This is a genomic window from Amycolatopsis sp. NPDC049252, assembly GCF_043197175.1.
In the GTDB taxonomy this organism is placed as follows: domain Bacteria; phylum Actinomycetota; class Actinomycetes; order Mycobacteriales; family Pseudonocardiaceae; genus Amycolatopsis.
On record NZ_JBICSQ010000005.1, the window covers coordinates 130192 to 144871 of the forward strand.

Sequence of the window (14680 nt, forward strand, 5' to 3'; positions counted from 1 at the left end):
TCACTCCTCGCTCGCCACTCGCGCCTGGTACGCGGCCAGCGCCTCGTCGAGGTCCCGGACGTCGTCCTGGTCCCATTCGCGCTCCCAGCCTCCCAGGCCGAGCAGCACGGACAGCAATCCGGCGGTGAACCCCCACACGAACAGGCCCGAAACCTCGAAGGCCGGGCCCTTCCACGGCGCGCCGGCCTTCTTGACCGTGAAGCGGTTGGCCGGGTCGACGAGGTCGGCCACCGGGACACGGGCCACGGACGCCGTCTCGCCCGGGTCGACGGCGTGCACCGGCGACGGCTCGGCCCAGTAGGCCAGCACCGGCGTCACGGCGAACGCGGACACCGGGACGAACAGCTCCGGCAGCACCGCGACCGGCCGGATGCCCGACGGGACGACCCCGGTCTCTTCCTCGGCCTCGCGCAGCGCCGTGCCGACCGGGCCGCCGTCACCGTCCTCGGCGCCGCCGCCCGGGAAGGCGACCTGGCCGGCGTGCGAGCCCAGCGTGTCGGCGCGTCGCTGCAGGAGGACGTCCGGTTCGCCGGTGGTGGCGTCCTCGCCGAAGAGGATGAGCACCGCGGCCGAGCGGGTGTAGGCGCCGTCGGGCGGGCTGAACCGGGTGAACGTCTTCGAGTCGACCTCGGCGCTGACCTTGACCAGCGGCCGGAGCCATTCCGGGACCGACTCCGGCTCGACCAGCGGTCCGATCACGGTTTTCCCTCCCCTGCCCCCGCCACTGCCGCGCGCACCTGGTCAGTGTTCCCGAAGACGCGCGGGTTCGCGATGAACCGCACCTCGCCCGCGGCGGTGACCAGGTAGGACGCCGGCAGCGACGAGGGCACCTTCAAGGCCGTCCGGACCGGGCCGGCCTGGCCGCCACCGTCGAACACCGACGGTAGGTGCACGCCCAGCTTCGCCAGCAGGTTCAAGCCGTCCTCCGCCGGGCTCTGCACCTGGACGCCGAGGACCCGCACGGCACCCGGCTGCTTCGTGTACTCCTGCAGCACGGGCAGCTCCGTCTTGCACGGCTCGCACCACGACGCCCACACGTTGAGCAGCACCGGAGCGCCGGCCAGTGCCTTGCCGACGTCGACGCTCCCGCCGTCACCGAGGCAGTCCGCGCGGACGCCTTCGAGCTGCTTCACCGGCGCCGCCGGGCTCGACGGCGGGCACGGCTGCAGCGCCGCCGCGGACCGCGCGGGCGCGAGGTCCTCCGACGGCTTCGCCGCGGTGTCCGGGCCCCCGCGCGGCAGCAGCGCGACGATCAGCGCCACCACCAGCACCGCGGCGGCCAGCGCCCACTTGGTGACGGTTGTCACCGGGGCGCCGCCAGCGCCAGGATGTGGTCCTTTTCGACGCCTTTGACCAGCTTCGCGGCTTCCTCGAACCCGGTCGGGCCGGTGCCGTACGACGGGCAGTCCTTGGCCAGCGGGCAGGCGCCGCAGGCGGGCTTCTTGGCGTGGCAGACGCGGCGGCCGTGGAAGATCACCCCGTGCGAGAGCATCGTCCACTCCTTGCGGGGGATCAGCTCGCCGACCGCGTGCTCGACCTTGACCGGGTCCTCCTCCGCCGTCCAGCCCCAGCGCCGGACCAGCCGGCCGAAGTGGGTGTCGACGGTGATCCCCGGCACGTCGAAGGCGTTCCCGAGCACGACGTTGGCCGTCTTGCGGCCGACACCGGGCAGCGTGACGAGGTCCTCGAGCTTGCCGGGCACCTCGCCGCCGAAGCGCTCGACCAGGGCCGCGCCGAGCCCCATGACGGAGTTGGCCTTGGCCCGGTAGAAGCCCGTCGACCGGAGGTATTCCTCCAGCTCGGGGCGGTCGGCACCGGCGTAGTCGGCGGCGGTCCGGTAGCGCTTGAACAGCGCGGGCGTGACGAGGTTCACCCGGACGTCGGTGGTCTGCGCGGACAGGACGACCGCGACCAGCAGTTCCAGTGGTGTGGTGAAGTCGAGCTCGCAGTGGGCGTCGGGATACACGTCGTCGAGGCAACGCTTCATCCGCCTGGCGCGTCTCACCAGAGCTAACCGGCTTTCACCAGCGCCCTCACGGGGGGCGTTCGTGGTGGCAGGTGGCACCCCGATAGCCTACGGGCGCCGTCGGACGAGCCGGGCACAGCACCGGTGGACGACCGACACGCCAGAGCACCACCTCGGCGCAGTTTCCGGCCGCCATGAGCGAGGATCTGGAGTAGATGCTTTTCACTGAGTGTTTCGGGCTGCGTGCGGGGGGCCGGTCATGACCGTCTGGTTCGTCATCCTGGTCCCCCTGGTGATCATGTTCTTCGCCCTGTTCATGGAGCGGGTGGAGAGCCGGTTGAAGCACGTCGCGGTGCAGGAGAACGAGGTCGAGGAGTTCCTCGAGCAGGCGCAGCCCAACGAGGTGCGGGCGCTCTACGGGCACGGCATCGGGCGTGCGCTGGAGCTGTTCCGGCTGCGTAGGCTGGGCGGACGGGCAGCCAGGCTACGCGCGCGTCGCGTGCGGAGTTAGGCTCCACGTTCGGACGAGATCGTTTGCCGGGCCGCGTGCCCGACAGGCGATCTCGCGAGTACGCCCTAGACTGACGCGCAAGTGACTGGCGTCACGCTCTGCGACCGACGCCGAGCGTGATCGTTTCTCGACGAGGAGGCACCCGAGGTGGACGAAACCCTGGCCCGTGCGGGCATTTTCCAGGGTGTGGAGCCGGCAGCGGCGGAGGCGCTGGCCCAGACCTTGGAATCCGTGGAGTTCCCCCGCGGCCATGTCATCTTCAACGAGGGTGAACCCGGCGACAAGCTCTACATCATCCAGTCCGGCAAGGTGAAGATCGGCCGCAAGTCCCCGGACGGCCGCGAGAACCTGCTGGGCATCTTCGGCCCGTCCGACATGTTCGGCGAGCTGTCGATCTTCGACCCCGGCCCCCGGACGTCGAGCGCGACCACGGTCACCGAGGTCCGCGCCGTCACGATGGACCGGCCCGCCCTGCGGCAGTGGATCTCGACCCGGCCGGAGATCGCCGAGCAGCTGCTGCGCGTGGTCGCGCGCCGCCTGCGCCGGACGAACAACATGGTCGCCGAGCTGATCTTCACCGACGTCCCGGGCCGCGTGGCGCGGGCGCTGCTGCAGCTCGCGCAGCGGTTCGGCAGCCAGGAGGCGGGCCTGCTGCGGGTCACGCACGACCTGACGCAGGAAGAGATCGCCCAGTACGTCGGCGCCTCCCGCGAGACCGTGAACAAGGCGCTGGCCGACTTCGCGCACCGCGGCTGGCTGCGGCTGGAAGGCAAGAGCGTCCTGATCCTGGACCCGGAGCGCCTGGCGCGCCGCGCTCGCTGATCCCCTTTTCCTCTACGAGAAAGGCCTCCTGACCTGCGGGTCAGGAGGCCTTTCTCGTAGAAAAACAAAGAGCCGGGCGCCACCCCCGACGTGGCGCACCGGCTCTTCGTTCGTCGCGCGGACCATCCCCCGACGATCCGCGCTCCCCACCCTCCGAACCAGGCCCCGACCCGTATGCCGGAGGGAGTTGGGTTTCTGTGCTGTTGTCCAACCATCACGGCCCATACCCACGAATTCAAGGCCATTCACTCTCAAGGACGCCATCTGCGCCGTTTCGTTGCAGGAGTCCACGGAGAATGTCGTGAGTGTTACCGGATCGAGACCGTCCCACTTCGGCACCAAGATCCGTTCAGGATGCCGGTGACGCACCTGACCGTCAAATAACTGGTACTCACGTACCACTCTGCGGCATACTGGCACGCGTGTCCCAGTCTGCCTCGAACCACGAAAGCCGTACGTCCCTCGCCGACTACCGCACCGCGCTGACGACCCGCGCGGCCCGGCGGCCCGCCGTCGCGTCCGTGCTCGCCCGCCTGCCGATCGCCATGATCGGCATCTCGGCCCTGCTCTACGTCCAGCGTGAGACCGGTTCCTTCGCGGCAGCCGGGCTCGTCTCGGCCGGCTCGCTCGCCGGTGTCTCGGTGGGCGCGGTGATCCAGGGCAGGCTGATCGACCGGTTCGGGCCGACGCGTCCGCTGCTCGTCGTCGCCACCCTGCTGGCGCTGCTGATGGCCACGCTCGTCACCGCGATCGAGTCGCACGCGCCGACCGCCGTGCTGGTCGCGCTGGGTGCGGCCACCGGGCTGTCGGAGCCGATGGTCGGGTCGGCGTCGCGGGCCCTGTGGACCCGCCTGCTGCCGCCGGGCGGCGCGCGCAACGCGGCGTTCTCGTACGAGGCGATCAGCATGGAGGTCTTCTTCATCCTCGGCCCCGGTGTGGCCGGGCTGCTGGTCATGGCGCCGTGGGCGGGTACCGGCCTGGTGCTGGGGGTCGCCCTCCAGTTCACCGGCGCGGTGCTGTTCGCGCTGAGCCCGGCCGTGCGGGCCTGGGGCCCGGCGGTCAGTTCGCGCAGCTCGCTGCTGGGTGCGCTGTCGAGCCCCGGCATGCGGACGGTCGCCGTGGCCGCGCTCGGCTTCGGCATCGTGATCGGGTTCGTCGAGGTCGCCGTGCCGGCGTCGGCCACCGAAGCCGGGCACGCCTCGGTGGGTGGACTGCTGCTGTCGGCGTGGTCGCTGAGCTCGGTCGCGTTCGGCGTCCTGTACAGCCTTTCGCCGTGGCCCCGCCGGCTCGGCCTGCGGCTGCCGGTGCTGCTGGGCGGGTTCGGCGCGCTGGTGGCGCTGCTCGCGTGGCCGTCGTCGTTGTGGGGCCTGGCGCTGGCGATGCTCGTCGCGGGCGCGCTGATCACCCCGCAGTCCACGGCCCACTCGGCGGCGATCGAGGTGGTCGCGCCCGAGGGCACGGCCGCGGAGGCGTTCGGCTGGGTGCTGACGGCGGTGACGCTGGGGCTGGCGATGGGCCAGTCGGTCAGCGGGTACGTCGTCGAGCACGCGGGCCCGAGCACGGCGTTCCTGGTGGCGAGTGTCGCCGGAGTGGTGCTCGCCGGCGTCGTCTGGCTGCTGCGCGGCACGATGCGGCCGGTCACCCGGCCCGCGGCCTCCCAGGTGGCGCTGACCAGCGTCTGAGCCGTTTTTGTCGGTGGTCGGCGCTAGCTTTCGGGCATGGACGTCACCGCGCCTGCCCACCGCCTCTCGGCGGCCGTCTCCGCCGCGTCGCGCCTGCTGCCCGCGCGCACCGCGCTGCGGCTGCGGGCGGACGCGGCGGGGCTGACGGTCGCCGGCCGCGACCCGGATCTCACGGTCCGGTTCGACTGCCCGGCGACCACCCACACCGACGGCGAGGTGGCCGTGCCGGCGGCTCCGCTCGCCGAGACGCTGAAGATGCTGGGCGCGGAGCCGGTACGCGTGGTCGTCGAGGGCAGCAGGCTGGCGCTGCGCCTCGACCAGGCCCGGTTCGCCCTGCCGTTGCTCTCCGTTGCCGAATCGCCGGCTTCGGAGCTACCCCGAGTGTCCGAAGTGGACGGTCCAGCATTCGCCTCGGCCCTGCGGATCGTCGCCGGGACGGCGGCCAAGGACGACCCGCTGCCGCTGTTCACCGGCGTCCGCGTCCAGGCGGGCGATGGTGAGCTGACACTGACGGCGTCGGACCGCTACCGGATGGCGGTCGCCCGGCTGCCACTGCGGTCGCCGGGTTCGCTGGACGTCCTGGTGCCCGCGGCCCTGCTGACCGAGGCGGCGAGGCAGGCTCGCGGCGTCGTCGGGCTCCACACCGGCCCCGGCCGGTTCGGCCTGAGCTGGGCGGGCGGCCTGGTCGGCACCGCCGTCCTCGACGCGGGCTTCCTGTCGGAGGAGGCCATCCCGTCGGGAGCGGTCGACACCACCGTCACGCTGGACGCGGACGCCCTCGCGGCGGCCGTCCGCCGCGTCGGGGTGTACGCGGAGGACCGCCGGGTGCTGACCCTGGAGGTCGGCGACACCCAGGTCCGCCTGGCGAGCGCCCGCCAGGACACGGGCGAAGCCGAGGAAACCCTGAAGGCGGACGTCAGCGGCGGCCGGACGTCCCCGTCCTTCCAGGCGAGGTACCTGCTGGACGCGCTGGGCGCGTTCCTCGGCGAGCGAGTGGTGCTGTCCATCCAGCCGGGGATGCGCGCGTGCGTCCTGCGGGCGGCCGACGTCGCGGCCGGGGAGGTGGCGCTGACGTACTATCTGATGCCGATGCTGGCCCGCTGAGTCACGCGCCCGGAGTCGTCAGCGATGTTCACGAGGTCTCGTCGTCGGCCTCGGCGTCATACGAGAGGCACGATGATCGTCGAAACGACCGGTGGTCAGGTCCGCGGGACGAATGGCGTGTACCGAGGAATCCCTTACGCGGAAGCAAAACGCTTCGAGCTGCCGGCCCCGCCGAAGCCGTGGACCGGCGTCCGCGACGCCCTCGAACCCGGGTCCGCGGCGCCGCAACCGCCGTCCCGGCTCGAACACGCCCTCGGGCCGATGCCGCTGCCGCAGAGCGAGGACTGCCTGTCGCTCAACGTCTTCACGCCCTCGACCACCGGCCGCCGTCCGGTGCTGGTCTGGATCCACGGCGGCGGGTTCTCCAGCGGCTCGGGCGGTCAGGTCTGGTACACCGGCACGCGCCTGGCCCGCGAGGCGGACGCCGTCGTGGTGACGCTCAACTACCGGCTCGGCGCCCTCGGTTTCCTGGCCACCGAAGGAGTTCCGCCCAACCTCGGTCTCGCCGACCAGCTCGCGGCCCTCGAATGGGTCCGCGACAACATCGCCGCGTTCGGCGGGGATCCCGCCGAGGTCACCCTGGGCGGTCAGTCGGCGGGCGCCCAGTCGACGCTCGCGCTCTGGTCGTCGCCCCGGACCAAGAACCTGGTCAAGCGGATCGCCCTGCAGAGCGCGCCGCTCGGGATGCGACCGTCCACTTGGGACGAGGCGAACCGGAACGCCTTGCTGCTGCACCAAGAAGTGGACGTCCGTACGACCACACTGGACAAGCTGCTCGAAGCACAGCTCAAGGTCGCCGCGAAGACGGCGAAGCCCGGTTCGCTCGAACCGCCGTTCCAGCTCGTCGCCGACTGCGACCTCGTCGCGGACGACCTCATCGAGGCGGCGCCGCGCGGCGAAGCACTCATCAGCTGGACGCGGGACGAGCTGCGCGCGTTCGTCCCCGACGCACCCCAAGACGTCGTCGACAAAGCGACCAGCGCGTTCTTCGCTGCCGACGTCCCGCGGCTCGCCGGGAAGCTCGACGCGGTCGTCTACCGCTTCGACTGGCAGGCGCCCGGCAACCGGTTCGGCGCGTGCCACTGCGTCGACATCCCGTTCCTGTTCGGCACCCACGACGTCTGGGACGCGCCGATGCTCGAAGGCGCGCCGAAGAGCCTCGAAGAGGAAGCCGGCCTGCGCAGGGTCTGGGCCGCCTTCCTGCACGGAAAGCGGCCCAGCCTGGAGTGGGAGGCGCTCAGGCCGCCTGAGCGGCCTTGACCGCGGCTTCGACCTCGGCGAACGACGGGTTGACCATCGCGACCGAGCCGACGATCACCGTCGGGACGGTCTCGTTCCCGTTCGCGACCTCGCGCACGCGCGCGGCCGCGGCCGGGTCCTCCCAGATGTTGATCTTCCGGACGGTGAAGCCGCTCTTCGACATCGGCCGGTCGAGTGCCGCGCAGAACCCGCACCCGGGCCGCCAGTAGAACTCCACCTCGACGTTGCTCATCCCTGTCCCTCCGACCGCAAGTAGTCCAGCTGCGCCTGCACGCTCCATTCGGCGGGCGCCCACAGTGCCCGGTCGACGTCGGCGTAGACGACCTCGACGACCTGGCGCGGTGTGGCGTCCGCCCCGAGCACCTGCAAGGCCGAACGCACCTGATCGAGCCGCTGTTCCCGATGGGCAAGGTACTCGCGCGCGGTCGCGGGCAGATCGGGCAGCTCTGGACCGTGCCCCGGCAGCCCGAGGGTGCCCGCCGGCAGCTCGATCAGCTTACGCAGGGACCGCAGGTAGTCACCGAGGTCGTGCAGCACGGTGGTGCCGCGGCCGAGCACGGTGTCACCGGTCAGCACCTGGCCGTCGAGCACCAGCGACACGGAGTCGTCGGTGTGCCCCGGGGTGTGCAGCACCCGGATCTCCAAGCCACCGGCGGAAATCAGTTCACCGTCCTCAATGGACGTCGCATTGAGACAGAGCGAAGGGTCGAACGCGCGCACCGGCGCGCCGACGCGTTCGGCGTACCACGGCGCGCCCTCGGCGTGGTCCGGGTGGAAGTGCGTCAGCAGGATCAGCTCGACCTCGCCGACGCCGGCCAGCAGCTCGAGGTGTTCCAGATCGCGGTAGCCGGGGTCGACGACGACCGCCGACCGCTCCGGCGTCGCCCGCAGCACCCAGCTGTTCGTGCCTTCGAGCGTCATCGACGACGGGTTGTTCTCGAGCAGCACCGACGCCGTCTCCGACACCCGCCGCAGGACGCCGTAGGCCGGGGCGCTCATCGCCGCTCCAGCACGACGCGGACCTGGTCGTTCTCCCGGACGAGCGTCGGCGCGATGCGGACGATCTCGCGCTGCGCGTTCAGCACGTCGTCGGCCGTCGCGAACTCGGCCAGCTCGCTGAGCGTCAGCCAGGTCGGCGGCATCAGCATCCGGCGGCCTTCGCGGGCGTCGGCGATCGCGTCCTCCGGGCGCTGCCAGCCGGAGCTCGACGCCTCCGACGTCGCGCCGTCGGCCTGCTGGCCCTCCGGCAGCTTCGCGACGTAGAACCGGGTGTCGTACCGGCGCGGCTCCTGTTCGGGCGTGATCCAGTGCGCCCACGGGCGCAGCAGGTCCGCGCGCAGCGTGAGCCCGGCGTCGGCGAGGAACGCGGCCAGCGACACCTCGCGGGACTCCAGGGCCTGCCTCGCCGCCGCGTACGGCGTGACGTCGGTGAGGACCTCGTCGGCGCTGCCCGCGAGCAGCACGCCGGACTCCTCGAACGTCTCGCGCACCGCCGCGCAGGTCAATGCCCGCGCGAGCGCGTCGTCACAGCCGAAGCGGGAAGCCCACCACGACGGCCCGGGGCCGGCCCACGCCACGGACGCGTCGGCGTCGCGCTTGTCGACCCCGCCGCCGGGGAAGACCGTCATGCCACCGGCGAAGGGCATGCCCTTGACCCGGTGCTGCAGGAAGATCTCGACGCCCTCGGCACCGTCACGGACGAGGATCACCGTGGCCGCGTCCTTGGGGACGGCGGGCGGCCCGTCGGTGTTGGCGCGGGTGGCTACCCCGGCGCCGACGGGGATGTCGAAGACAAACTCCTTTGGCTGCTCCACCCGGGAAACATACCTCCGCCACCCGACGTTCCGTCGCGCAGTTGTGGCATCCCAGACAGTGAAAAGGCGGCACTTTCACGTGAAAGTGCCGCCTGGTCACAACGGAGGACTCAAGGAGCGGTCCAGCCGCGCTGGTCGCCGCCGGAGCGGGACGCGCCGTTGAGCCGCATCTTCGCCGCTTCGGCCCGCTCGCGCTCGGCCAGCTCGGCGTGCAGTTCACGCAGCAGCGCCCGGTCGCGCTCGCTCAGGCTCGGGTCGTCCAGGTCCAGCGCCGGCAGCTCGACGACCTCGTGCATCGACGGCTTGCCCGCGGCGATCTCGCGGCCCTTCTCCGGGTCTTCGGCCAGCGCCTGCCGCAGCTGCGCGACCTCGGCCGGCGTCAGGTCGGCCGTGCGCTCCGCGCGCGTCTCGGCCCGTTCCGACGACCGCGCCTTGCGGGGTGGCTCGGGAGCCGGTGGTGGCGTCGGCGAAACGATCGGCACCACCGGGGCGACCGGCTCCGGTGCCGTGGTCGTCGTCGCGCCCGAGCGCATGCTGTGCCTGCTGCCCGACTCCGCGACCGGTTCCGGCGACGCGGCGGCCGCCGGCTTCGCGGCCGGCTCGGGCCGGTAGGACGACGTGCTCGACGTCGCGCTCCCGGTCACCCAGGCCGGCGATGCGGCCGCCGAAGCCGCCTGGTGGTACTCGGAGTGCGCGACGCCCGGACCGCTGACCTCGACGACCGAGTGGATGCCGGCCCGGCGCAGCGCCGTGTCGACGCGGAAGGCGACGGCGGGCGGGTTGCCCTCCGGCCCCAGCTCGACGAGCACCACGCGCTGCGGCAGCGCGCCCGGCACGCTCCCGGCCGGGGTGTTGCGCCACACCGCGTGCACCGACCGGACGTCCGGCAGCACCTGCAGCGTCCGGTCGAGGGCCTCGGCGATGCCGAACTCCGGGGAGTTCTCGCCGCTGAACCGGTGCGTGTTGACCGGATCGGCCTCGTCGACCAGCAGGTCGTTCGCCAGCGTCGCGTCCGACCGGCTCATCTCCAGCACCAGCGCGAGCTCGCGCTGTTCGATGGAGCTGACCGGGATCCGGCCCGCGATGAGCGTGCCGGTCGTCAGCTCGACGGCCTCGTCGATGTGCGCGCGGGCGATCAGCTCGCGTGCTTCGGTGAGCGCGCTGTCGTCGATCCGGCCCGCCAAGGCCAGCAACAGGTTGTGCAGGCGCAGGGGCACCGAGAACCCGTCCATGGGCGGGCCGTCGTGGACCTCCACCATTGCCTTGCTCCCTCCCAGCTCGCTGGCGGGCGAGCGTTATGCGGCTACTAGCCGGTTCCCCGTGACCGCGCCCACGCAGACCAGCTCCGAGTCGGCCAGCGCGGCCAGGTGGTAACTCGGCATGGCGAAGCGCGACGGGATGACCTCGACGCTGGGCTCTTCGTCGCCCAGAACGCGCAGCACCCGCTGCAGTTCGCCGGTCAACCTCGGCAGACCGTTCAGCGCGGTGATCAGCAGGACGCGCTTCGCGGTGCCCTGCCCGACCACACCGACGTGCCGCCAGCTCTGCCGCACTTCCCCCACGTCCGGGCGTCCTCGCAACGTTGCGTGGATCAAAACGGACACGGAGTCGACCGAGTTAACCCATTCGGGCGCACTCGCCGTGAATGTGTACCGGTTCTCGGAGACGTCGTCTACCCCCAGCGTCGAACTGACCTGGTGCCAGTCGGCGCCGTGCGGGATGAGCCCGGCCACGAGCAGGCGGTACTCCGTCTGGTCGAGGTCAATCCTGTGCTTAAGCAAAGACCTCGGCAGCGTCCGGGCGAGGGTGCCCATCGCGCCCTCGCCGAGCCAGTCCCGGAAGCGCCACAGCAGCTGGTCGGGCAGCCGCCCGGCCAGCCGGAGCAGCAGCTCGTGGGTGGACTGCTCGATGTCCGGATCCATCACTGCACCTCCACGATCAGTTCGACCTCCACCGGCGAGCCCAGGGGCAGCTCCGCGACGCCGACGGCCGAGCGGGCGTGGACACCCGCGTCGCCGAAGATCTCGCCGAGCACCTCGGAGGCGCCGTTGACGACCGCGGGCTGACCGGTGAAGCCCTCCGCGGAAGCCACGAAGCCGACAACCTTGACGATCCGCGCGACGTTGTCAATGCCGACCAGGGCGTGCACGGCCGCGACGGCGTTGAGCGCCGACGTGCGCGCGTGCCCCTTCGCCTCTTCGGGGCTGATCTCCGCGCCGACCTTGCCGGTCGCGGCCAGCACGCCGTCGACGAAGGGCAGCTGGCCGGAGGTGTAGACGTGCTTGCCGCTCTGCACGGCGGGCACGTACGCGGCCAGCGGGGCGGCCACGCCGGGCAGCTCGATGCCGAGCTCCTTCAGCCGTTCGCTCCAGCTCACGCCGATCAGCCCTTCGGACGCTTGAGGTACGCGACGTGCTGCTCGCCCGTCGGGTTCGGCAGGACGGTGACCAGCTCCCAGCCGTCCTCGCCCCACTGGTCGAGGATCTGCTTCGTGGCGTGGATCAGCAGAGGGACCGTCGAGTACTCCCACTTGGTGGCGCTCATAGCCCGCGAGCGTAGCCAAGCGGGCAAGGGCGCCGGGGGCCGCCGCCGGAAAAGGGCCCCGGAAAGAGCTGAGGCCCGGGTGACCCCGGCAGAGTGAACGATCCCTCGTTGTGGGCCACCTCACATCCGGCACCGGACCGCTAGCGTGGGCCCGTGGAAACGTGGCGGGTGATCGCGACGGCCCTGCTGGCCGCGGCCGGACTGCCGCTCGTGCTGGTCGTGATGGCGAAGGTGCGTGACCGGACGCAGAGTTCGGGGCAGGTCGCGCTCGGCGGCGTGGTCACCTTCACCCTTCTGGTCGTCGTCGGTGTGCTGATGCTCACGGTGCTGCCGGGCCTGGCCACCTGGCTGCTGGTGGCCGCCGTCGCCGCTGCGGTCAGCGTCATGCTGCTGGCCAGCTGAGCACTGATTTAGGGTGAAGAAGTGACCACTCCCCATGCCGGCTGGACCGACGAGCTTGCCCGCGCCCGGCTGCACTTCGTCACCGGCAAGGGCGGAACCGGCAAGACGACGCTGGCGGCCGCGCTCGGCCTCGCGCTCGCCCGCGAGGGGCGCCGGGTGCTGCTGATCGAGGTCGAGGGCCGTCAGGGCATCGCCCAGCTCTTCGACACCGAGCCGCTGCCCTACGCCGAGCAGCGGATCGCGTCCGTACCCGGCGGTGGTGAGCTGCGCGCGCTGCACATCGACGTCGAAGCCGCGCTGCTCGAGTACTTCGAGATGTTCTACAACCTGGGCTTCGCCGGCCGGACGCTGCGGCGGATGGGCGCGATCGAGTTCGCGACCACGCTCGCGCCGGGCCTGCGGGACGTCCTGCTCACCGGGAAGGTCAAGGAGTGCGTCGGCCGGACCGAATCCGACGGGCGGCACACCTACGACGCGGTGGTCGTCGACTCGCCGCCGACCGGCCGGGTCGTCAAGTTCCTCGACGTCACCAAGGCCCTGACCGACCTCGCGAAGACCGGCCCGATCCGCGGCCAGGCCGACGGCGTCGTCCGGCTGCTGCACTCCGGCGAGACCGTGATCCACATCGCCACCCTGCTGGAGGAGATGCCGGTCCGCGAGACCGTCGAGGCCGTGGCCGAGCTGGACGGCGCCGACCTGCGCCCCGGCGCGGTGCTGGTCAACCGGGTCCGCCCGCCGCGGCTGCCGGCCCGGTCGGTGCTGGCCGCGGCCGACGGGCGCGTCGACGCCTCCCGCGTCCGCACCGGGCTCGCGTCGGCCGGGCTGAAGCTGCCCGACGACACCCTGGACGCGCTGGTCGAGGAGACCGTCGAGCACGCCGTGCGGGTCGCCGCCGAACAGCGGGCTCGCGAGCAGCTCGCCGAAGCCGACCTGCCGACGCTCGAGCTGCCCGACCTCACCGGCGGCGTCGACGTCGGGGCGCTCTACGAGCTGGCCGAGGCACTGACCGACCAGGGGGTGCGGCTGTGACCGACATCGACATCGACGCACTGCTCGACGCGCCGGAGAGCCGCGTGATCGTCTGCTGCGGTTCCGGCGGCGTCGGCAAGACCACCACCGCTGCGGCCCTGGCGCTGCGCGCCGCCGAGCGCGGCCGCCAGACCGTCGTGCTCACCATCGACCCCGCGCGGCGCCTGGCGCAGGCGCTCGGCCTGCGCGAGCTGGGCAACCACCCGCGGCAGGTGCAGGTCGAAGGGTTCGAGCCCAAGGGCGAACTGTGGGCGATGATGCTCGACATGCGCCGCACCTTCGACGACATGGTGCGGGTGCACGCCGGCCCGGAACGCGCCGAGCAGCTGCTGCAGAACCCCTTCTACCAGACCATTTCCACGTCGTTCTCCGGCACGCAGGAGTACATGGCGATGGAGAAGCTGGGCCAGCTCGCGGCCACCGGCGAGTGGGACCTGATCATCGTCGACACCCCGCCGAGCCGCTCCGCGCTGGACTTCCTCGACGCGCCGACGCGGCTGTCGTCCGCGCTTGACGGCCGGATGATCCGGCTGCTCACCGGCCCGGCGAAGGCCGGCGGCTGGGGCCTGCGCAAGGTCGTCAACGCCGGGTTCTCGATGTTCGCCAAGGCCGTGTCGACGATCATCGGCGGCCAGCTGCTGACCGACGCGTCGGCGTTCATGCAGGCCTTCGACAGCATGTTCGGCGGCTTCCGCGAGCGCGCCCGCAAGACCGCCGAGCTGCTGCGCTCGTCGGGGACGTCGTTCCTGGTCGTGGCCGCGCCGGAGCCGGACGCGCTGCGTGAGGCGTCCTACTTCGTCGAACGGCTCTCGGCCGAGTCGATGCCGCTGGCCGGGCTGATCGCGAACCGGACGCACCCGGTGCTCGCGAAGCTGTCCGGCAGCGAGGCACTGGCCGCGGCCGAGTCGCTGCAGGAGGGTGACGTGAACGCGCCGCTGGCCGAAGCCGTGCTGCGGCTGCACGCCGACCGCGTCGAGCTCGCCGGCCGTGAGGAACGGCTGCTCGCGCGGTTCACCCGGGCCCACCCCGAGGTGGCGCTGGCCCGGGTGCCCGCGCTGGCCGGTGACGTGCACGACCTCGAAGGCCTGCGCGACATCGGCACCAAGCTCACGTCGTGAGGGTTCAGCCGGGTTCGAACCCGGCTGAACACCCACAACCGCTCAGCCGACCTCGACCCGGTCCAAGGCGTCCCTCTTGGCCGCCTCGAGCAGGTCGGCCCAGCTCACCACGTCGGGACGGCGGCGCAGCAGGGCCCGCCGTTCCCGTTCGGTCATACCGCCCCAGACACCGAAGTTGATCCGGCCGTCGAGTGCTTCGGCGAGGCATTCCGTGCGGACCGGGCAGCCCATGCAAACGGCTTTCGCCCGGTTCTGCTCCGCACCCCGGACGAACAGGCCGTCCGGATCGGCGTCCCGGCAGGACGCGTTGATTCGCCAGCTCGACTGGTTGGTTTCCATACCCCCAGCTCCCTACCTGGTGTTCGACGCACCAGCGGGGAAAGGCACTGCGCTCCTTGCCCCCGCGAGCGTGTCTCCCTCTGCTCACG

The 14680-nt window shown here is 71.8% G+C and carries 19 protein-coding genes; 8 read left to right on the forward strand and 11 right to left on the reverse strand.

Annotated features, from left to right (window positions below; translation table 11 throughout):
- The 3 genes from ACGFMK_RS10465 to nth are packed head-to-tail and all read right to left on the reverse strand — an operon-like array spanning position 1 to position 1987.
- A complete protein-coding gene (locus tag ACGFMK_RS10465) occupies positions 1-699 on the reverse strand; it encodes an NUDIX hydrolase (protein WP_392760323.1) in 699 nt (232 codons plus the stop codon).
- Positions 696-1307: a TlpA family protein disulfide reductase gene (locus ACGFMK_RS10470; RefSeq protein WP_392760325.1), complete on the reverse strand. Its 612-nt coding sequence runs from the start codon at positions 1305-1307 to the stop codon at positions 696-698. Before ACGFMK_RS10470 ends, ACGFMK_RS10465 begins: the two co-directional genes overlap by 4 nt.
- Positions 1304-1987 (reverse strand): endonuclease III, encoded by a 684-nt coding sequence (gene nth / locus ACGFMK_RS10475; RefSeq protein ID WP_392760326.1) that lies wholly within the window; start codon positions 1985-1987, stop codon positions 1304-1306. Before nth ends, ACGFMK_RS10470 begins: the two co-directional genes overlap by 4 nt.
- 238 nt (positions 1988-2225) lie before the next feature.
- Between nth and ACGFMK_RS10480 the strand changes: the two genes are divergently transcribed.
- From ACGFMK_RS10480 to ACGFMK_RS10500, 5 genes are all read left to right on the forward strand, one after another.
- On the forward strand, positions 2226-2477 hold the full coding sequence (locus ACGFMK_RS10480) for a hypothetical protein (RefSeq protein ID WP_013230551.1): 252 nt from the start codon (positions 2226-2228) through the stop codon (positions 2475-2477).
- Between the two features lie 147 nt (positions 2478-2624).
- Complete coding sequence (locus ACGFMK_RS10485; protein ID WP_003081747.1) at positions 2625-3299, forward strand: Crp/Fnr family transcriptional regulator; 675 nt, start codon at positions 2625-2627, stop codon at positions 3297-3299.
- 422 nt (positions 3300-3721) lie between these two features.
- The gene (locus tag ACGFMK_RS10490) at positions 3722-4981 is read left to right on the forward strand and encodes an MFS transporter (RefSeq protein WP_392760330.1); all 1260 of its coding nucleotides are present in this window, start codon (positions 3722-3724) and stop codon (positions 4979-4981) included.
- A 36-nt stretch (positions 4982-5017) separates the two neighbouring features.
- Positions 5018-6085: a DNA polymerase III subunit beta gene (locus tag ACGFMK_RS10495; protein ID WP_392760332.1), complete on the forward strand. Its 1068-nt coding sequence runs from the start codon at positions 5018-5020 to the stop codon at positions 6083-6085.
- Between the two features lie 72 nt (positions 6086-6157).
- Positions 6158-7345 (forward strand): carboxylesterase family protein, encoded by a 1188-nt coding sequence (locus ACGFMK_RS10500; protein ID WP_392760333.1) that lies wholly within the window; start codon positions 6158-6160, stop codon positions 7343-7345.
- Here the strand turns inward: ACGFMK_RS10500 and ACGFMK_RS10505 are convergent.
- From ACGFMK_RS10505 to ACGFMK_RS10535, 7 genes are all read right to left on the reverse strand, one after another.
- Positions 7323-7577, reverse strand: coding sequence for a glutaredoxin domain-containing protein (locus ACGFMK_RS10505; protein ID WP_392760335.1), 255 nt, complete (start codon positions 7575-7577; stop codon positions 7323-7325). The genes ACGFMK_RS10500 and ACGFMK_RS10505 overlap by 23 nt on opposite strands.
- The gene (locus tag ACGFMK_RS10510; protein WP_392760337.1) at positions 7574-8344 is read right to left on the reverse strand and encodes an MBL fold metallo-hydrolase; all 771 of its coding nucleotides are present in this window, start codon (positions 8342-8344) and stop codon (positions 7574-7576) included. The genes ACGFMK_RS10505 and ACGFMK_RS10510 overlap by 4 nt, the downstream gene beginning before the upstream one ends.
- Positions 8341-9159 (reverse strand): NUDIX hydrolase, encoded by an 819-nt coding sequence (locus ACGFMK_RS10515; RefSeq protein ID WP_392760339.1) that lies wholly within the window; start codon positions 9157-9159, stop codon positions 8341-8343. Before ACGFMK_RS10515 ends, ACGFMK_RS10510 begins: the two co-directional genes overlap by 4 nt.
- Before the next feature lie 110 nt (positions 9160-9269).
- On the reverse strand, positions 9270-10418 hold the full coding sequence (locus tag ACGFMK_RS10520; protein ID WP_392760340.1) for a hypothetical protein: 1149 nt from the start codon (positions 10416-10418) through the stop codon (positions 9270-9272).
- Between the two features lie 36 nt (positions 10419-10454).
- A complete protein-coding gene (locus tag ACGFMK_RS10525; RefSeq protein ID WP_392760342.1) occupies positions 10455-11081 on the reverse strand; it encodes a hypothetical protein in 627 nt (208 codons plus the stop codon).
- The gene (locus ACGFMK_RS10530; protein WP_392760344.1) at positions 11081-11536 is read right to left on the reverse strand and encodes a RidA family protein; all 456 of its coding nucleotides are present in this window, start codon (positions 11534-11536) and stop codon (positions 11081-11083) included. The genes ACGFMK_RS10525 and ACGFMK_RS10530 overlap by 1 nt, the downstream gene beginning before the upstream one ends.
- A gap of 5 nt (positions 11537-11541) precedes the next feature.
- Entirely contained in the window at positions 11542-11703 is a 162-nt protein-coding gene (locus tag ACGFMK_RS10535) for a DUF4177 domain-containing protein (protein WP_020642049.1), read from the reverse strand.
- 153 nt (positions 11704-11856) lie between these two features.
- On the opposite strand from ACGFMK_RS10535, the gene ACGFMK_RS10540 reads away from it, so the two are divergent.
- Genes ACGFMK_RS10540 through ACGFMK_RS10550 form a run of 3 tightly spaced genes read left to right on the forward strand, consistent with a single transcriptional unit; the run spans position 11857 to position 14252 of the window.
- On the forward strand, positions 11857-12105 hold the full coding sequence (locus ACGFMK_RS10540; protein WP_323324523.1) for a hypothetical protein: 249 nt from the start codon (positions 11857-11859) through the stop codon (positions 12103-12105).
- Positions 12106-12126: 21 nt separating this feature from the next.
- Entirely contained in the window at positions 12127-13134 is a 1008-nt protein-coding gene (locus ACGFMK_RS10545; protein ID WP_392760347.1) for an ArsA-related P-loop ATPase, read from the forward strand.
- Positions 13131-14252, forward strand: coding sequence for an ArsA family ATPase (locus ACGFMK_RS10550; protein WP_392760349.1), 1122 nt, complete (start codon positions 13131-13133; stop codon positions 14250-14252). Before ACGFMK_RS10545 ends, ACGFMK_RS10550 begins: the two co-directional genes overlap by 4 nt.
- A 42-nt stretch (positions 14253-14294) precedes the next feature.
- On the opposite strand, the gene ACGFMK_RS10555 is transcribed toward ACGFMK_RS10550, so the two are convergent.
- A complete protein-coding gene (locus tag ACGFMK_RS10555; RefSeq protein WP_392760350.1) occupies positions 14295-14591 on the reverse strand; it encodes a WhiB family transcriptional regulator in 297 nt (98 codons plus the stop codon).
- Positions 14592-14680 lie beyond the last annotated feature (89 nt).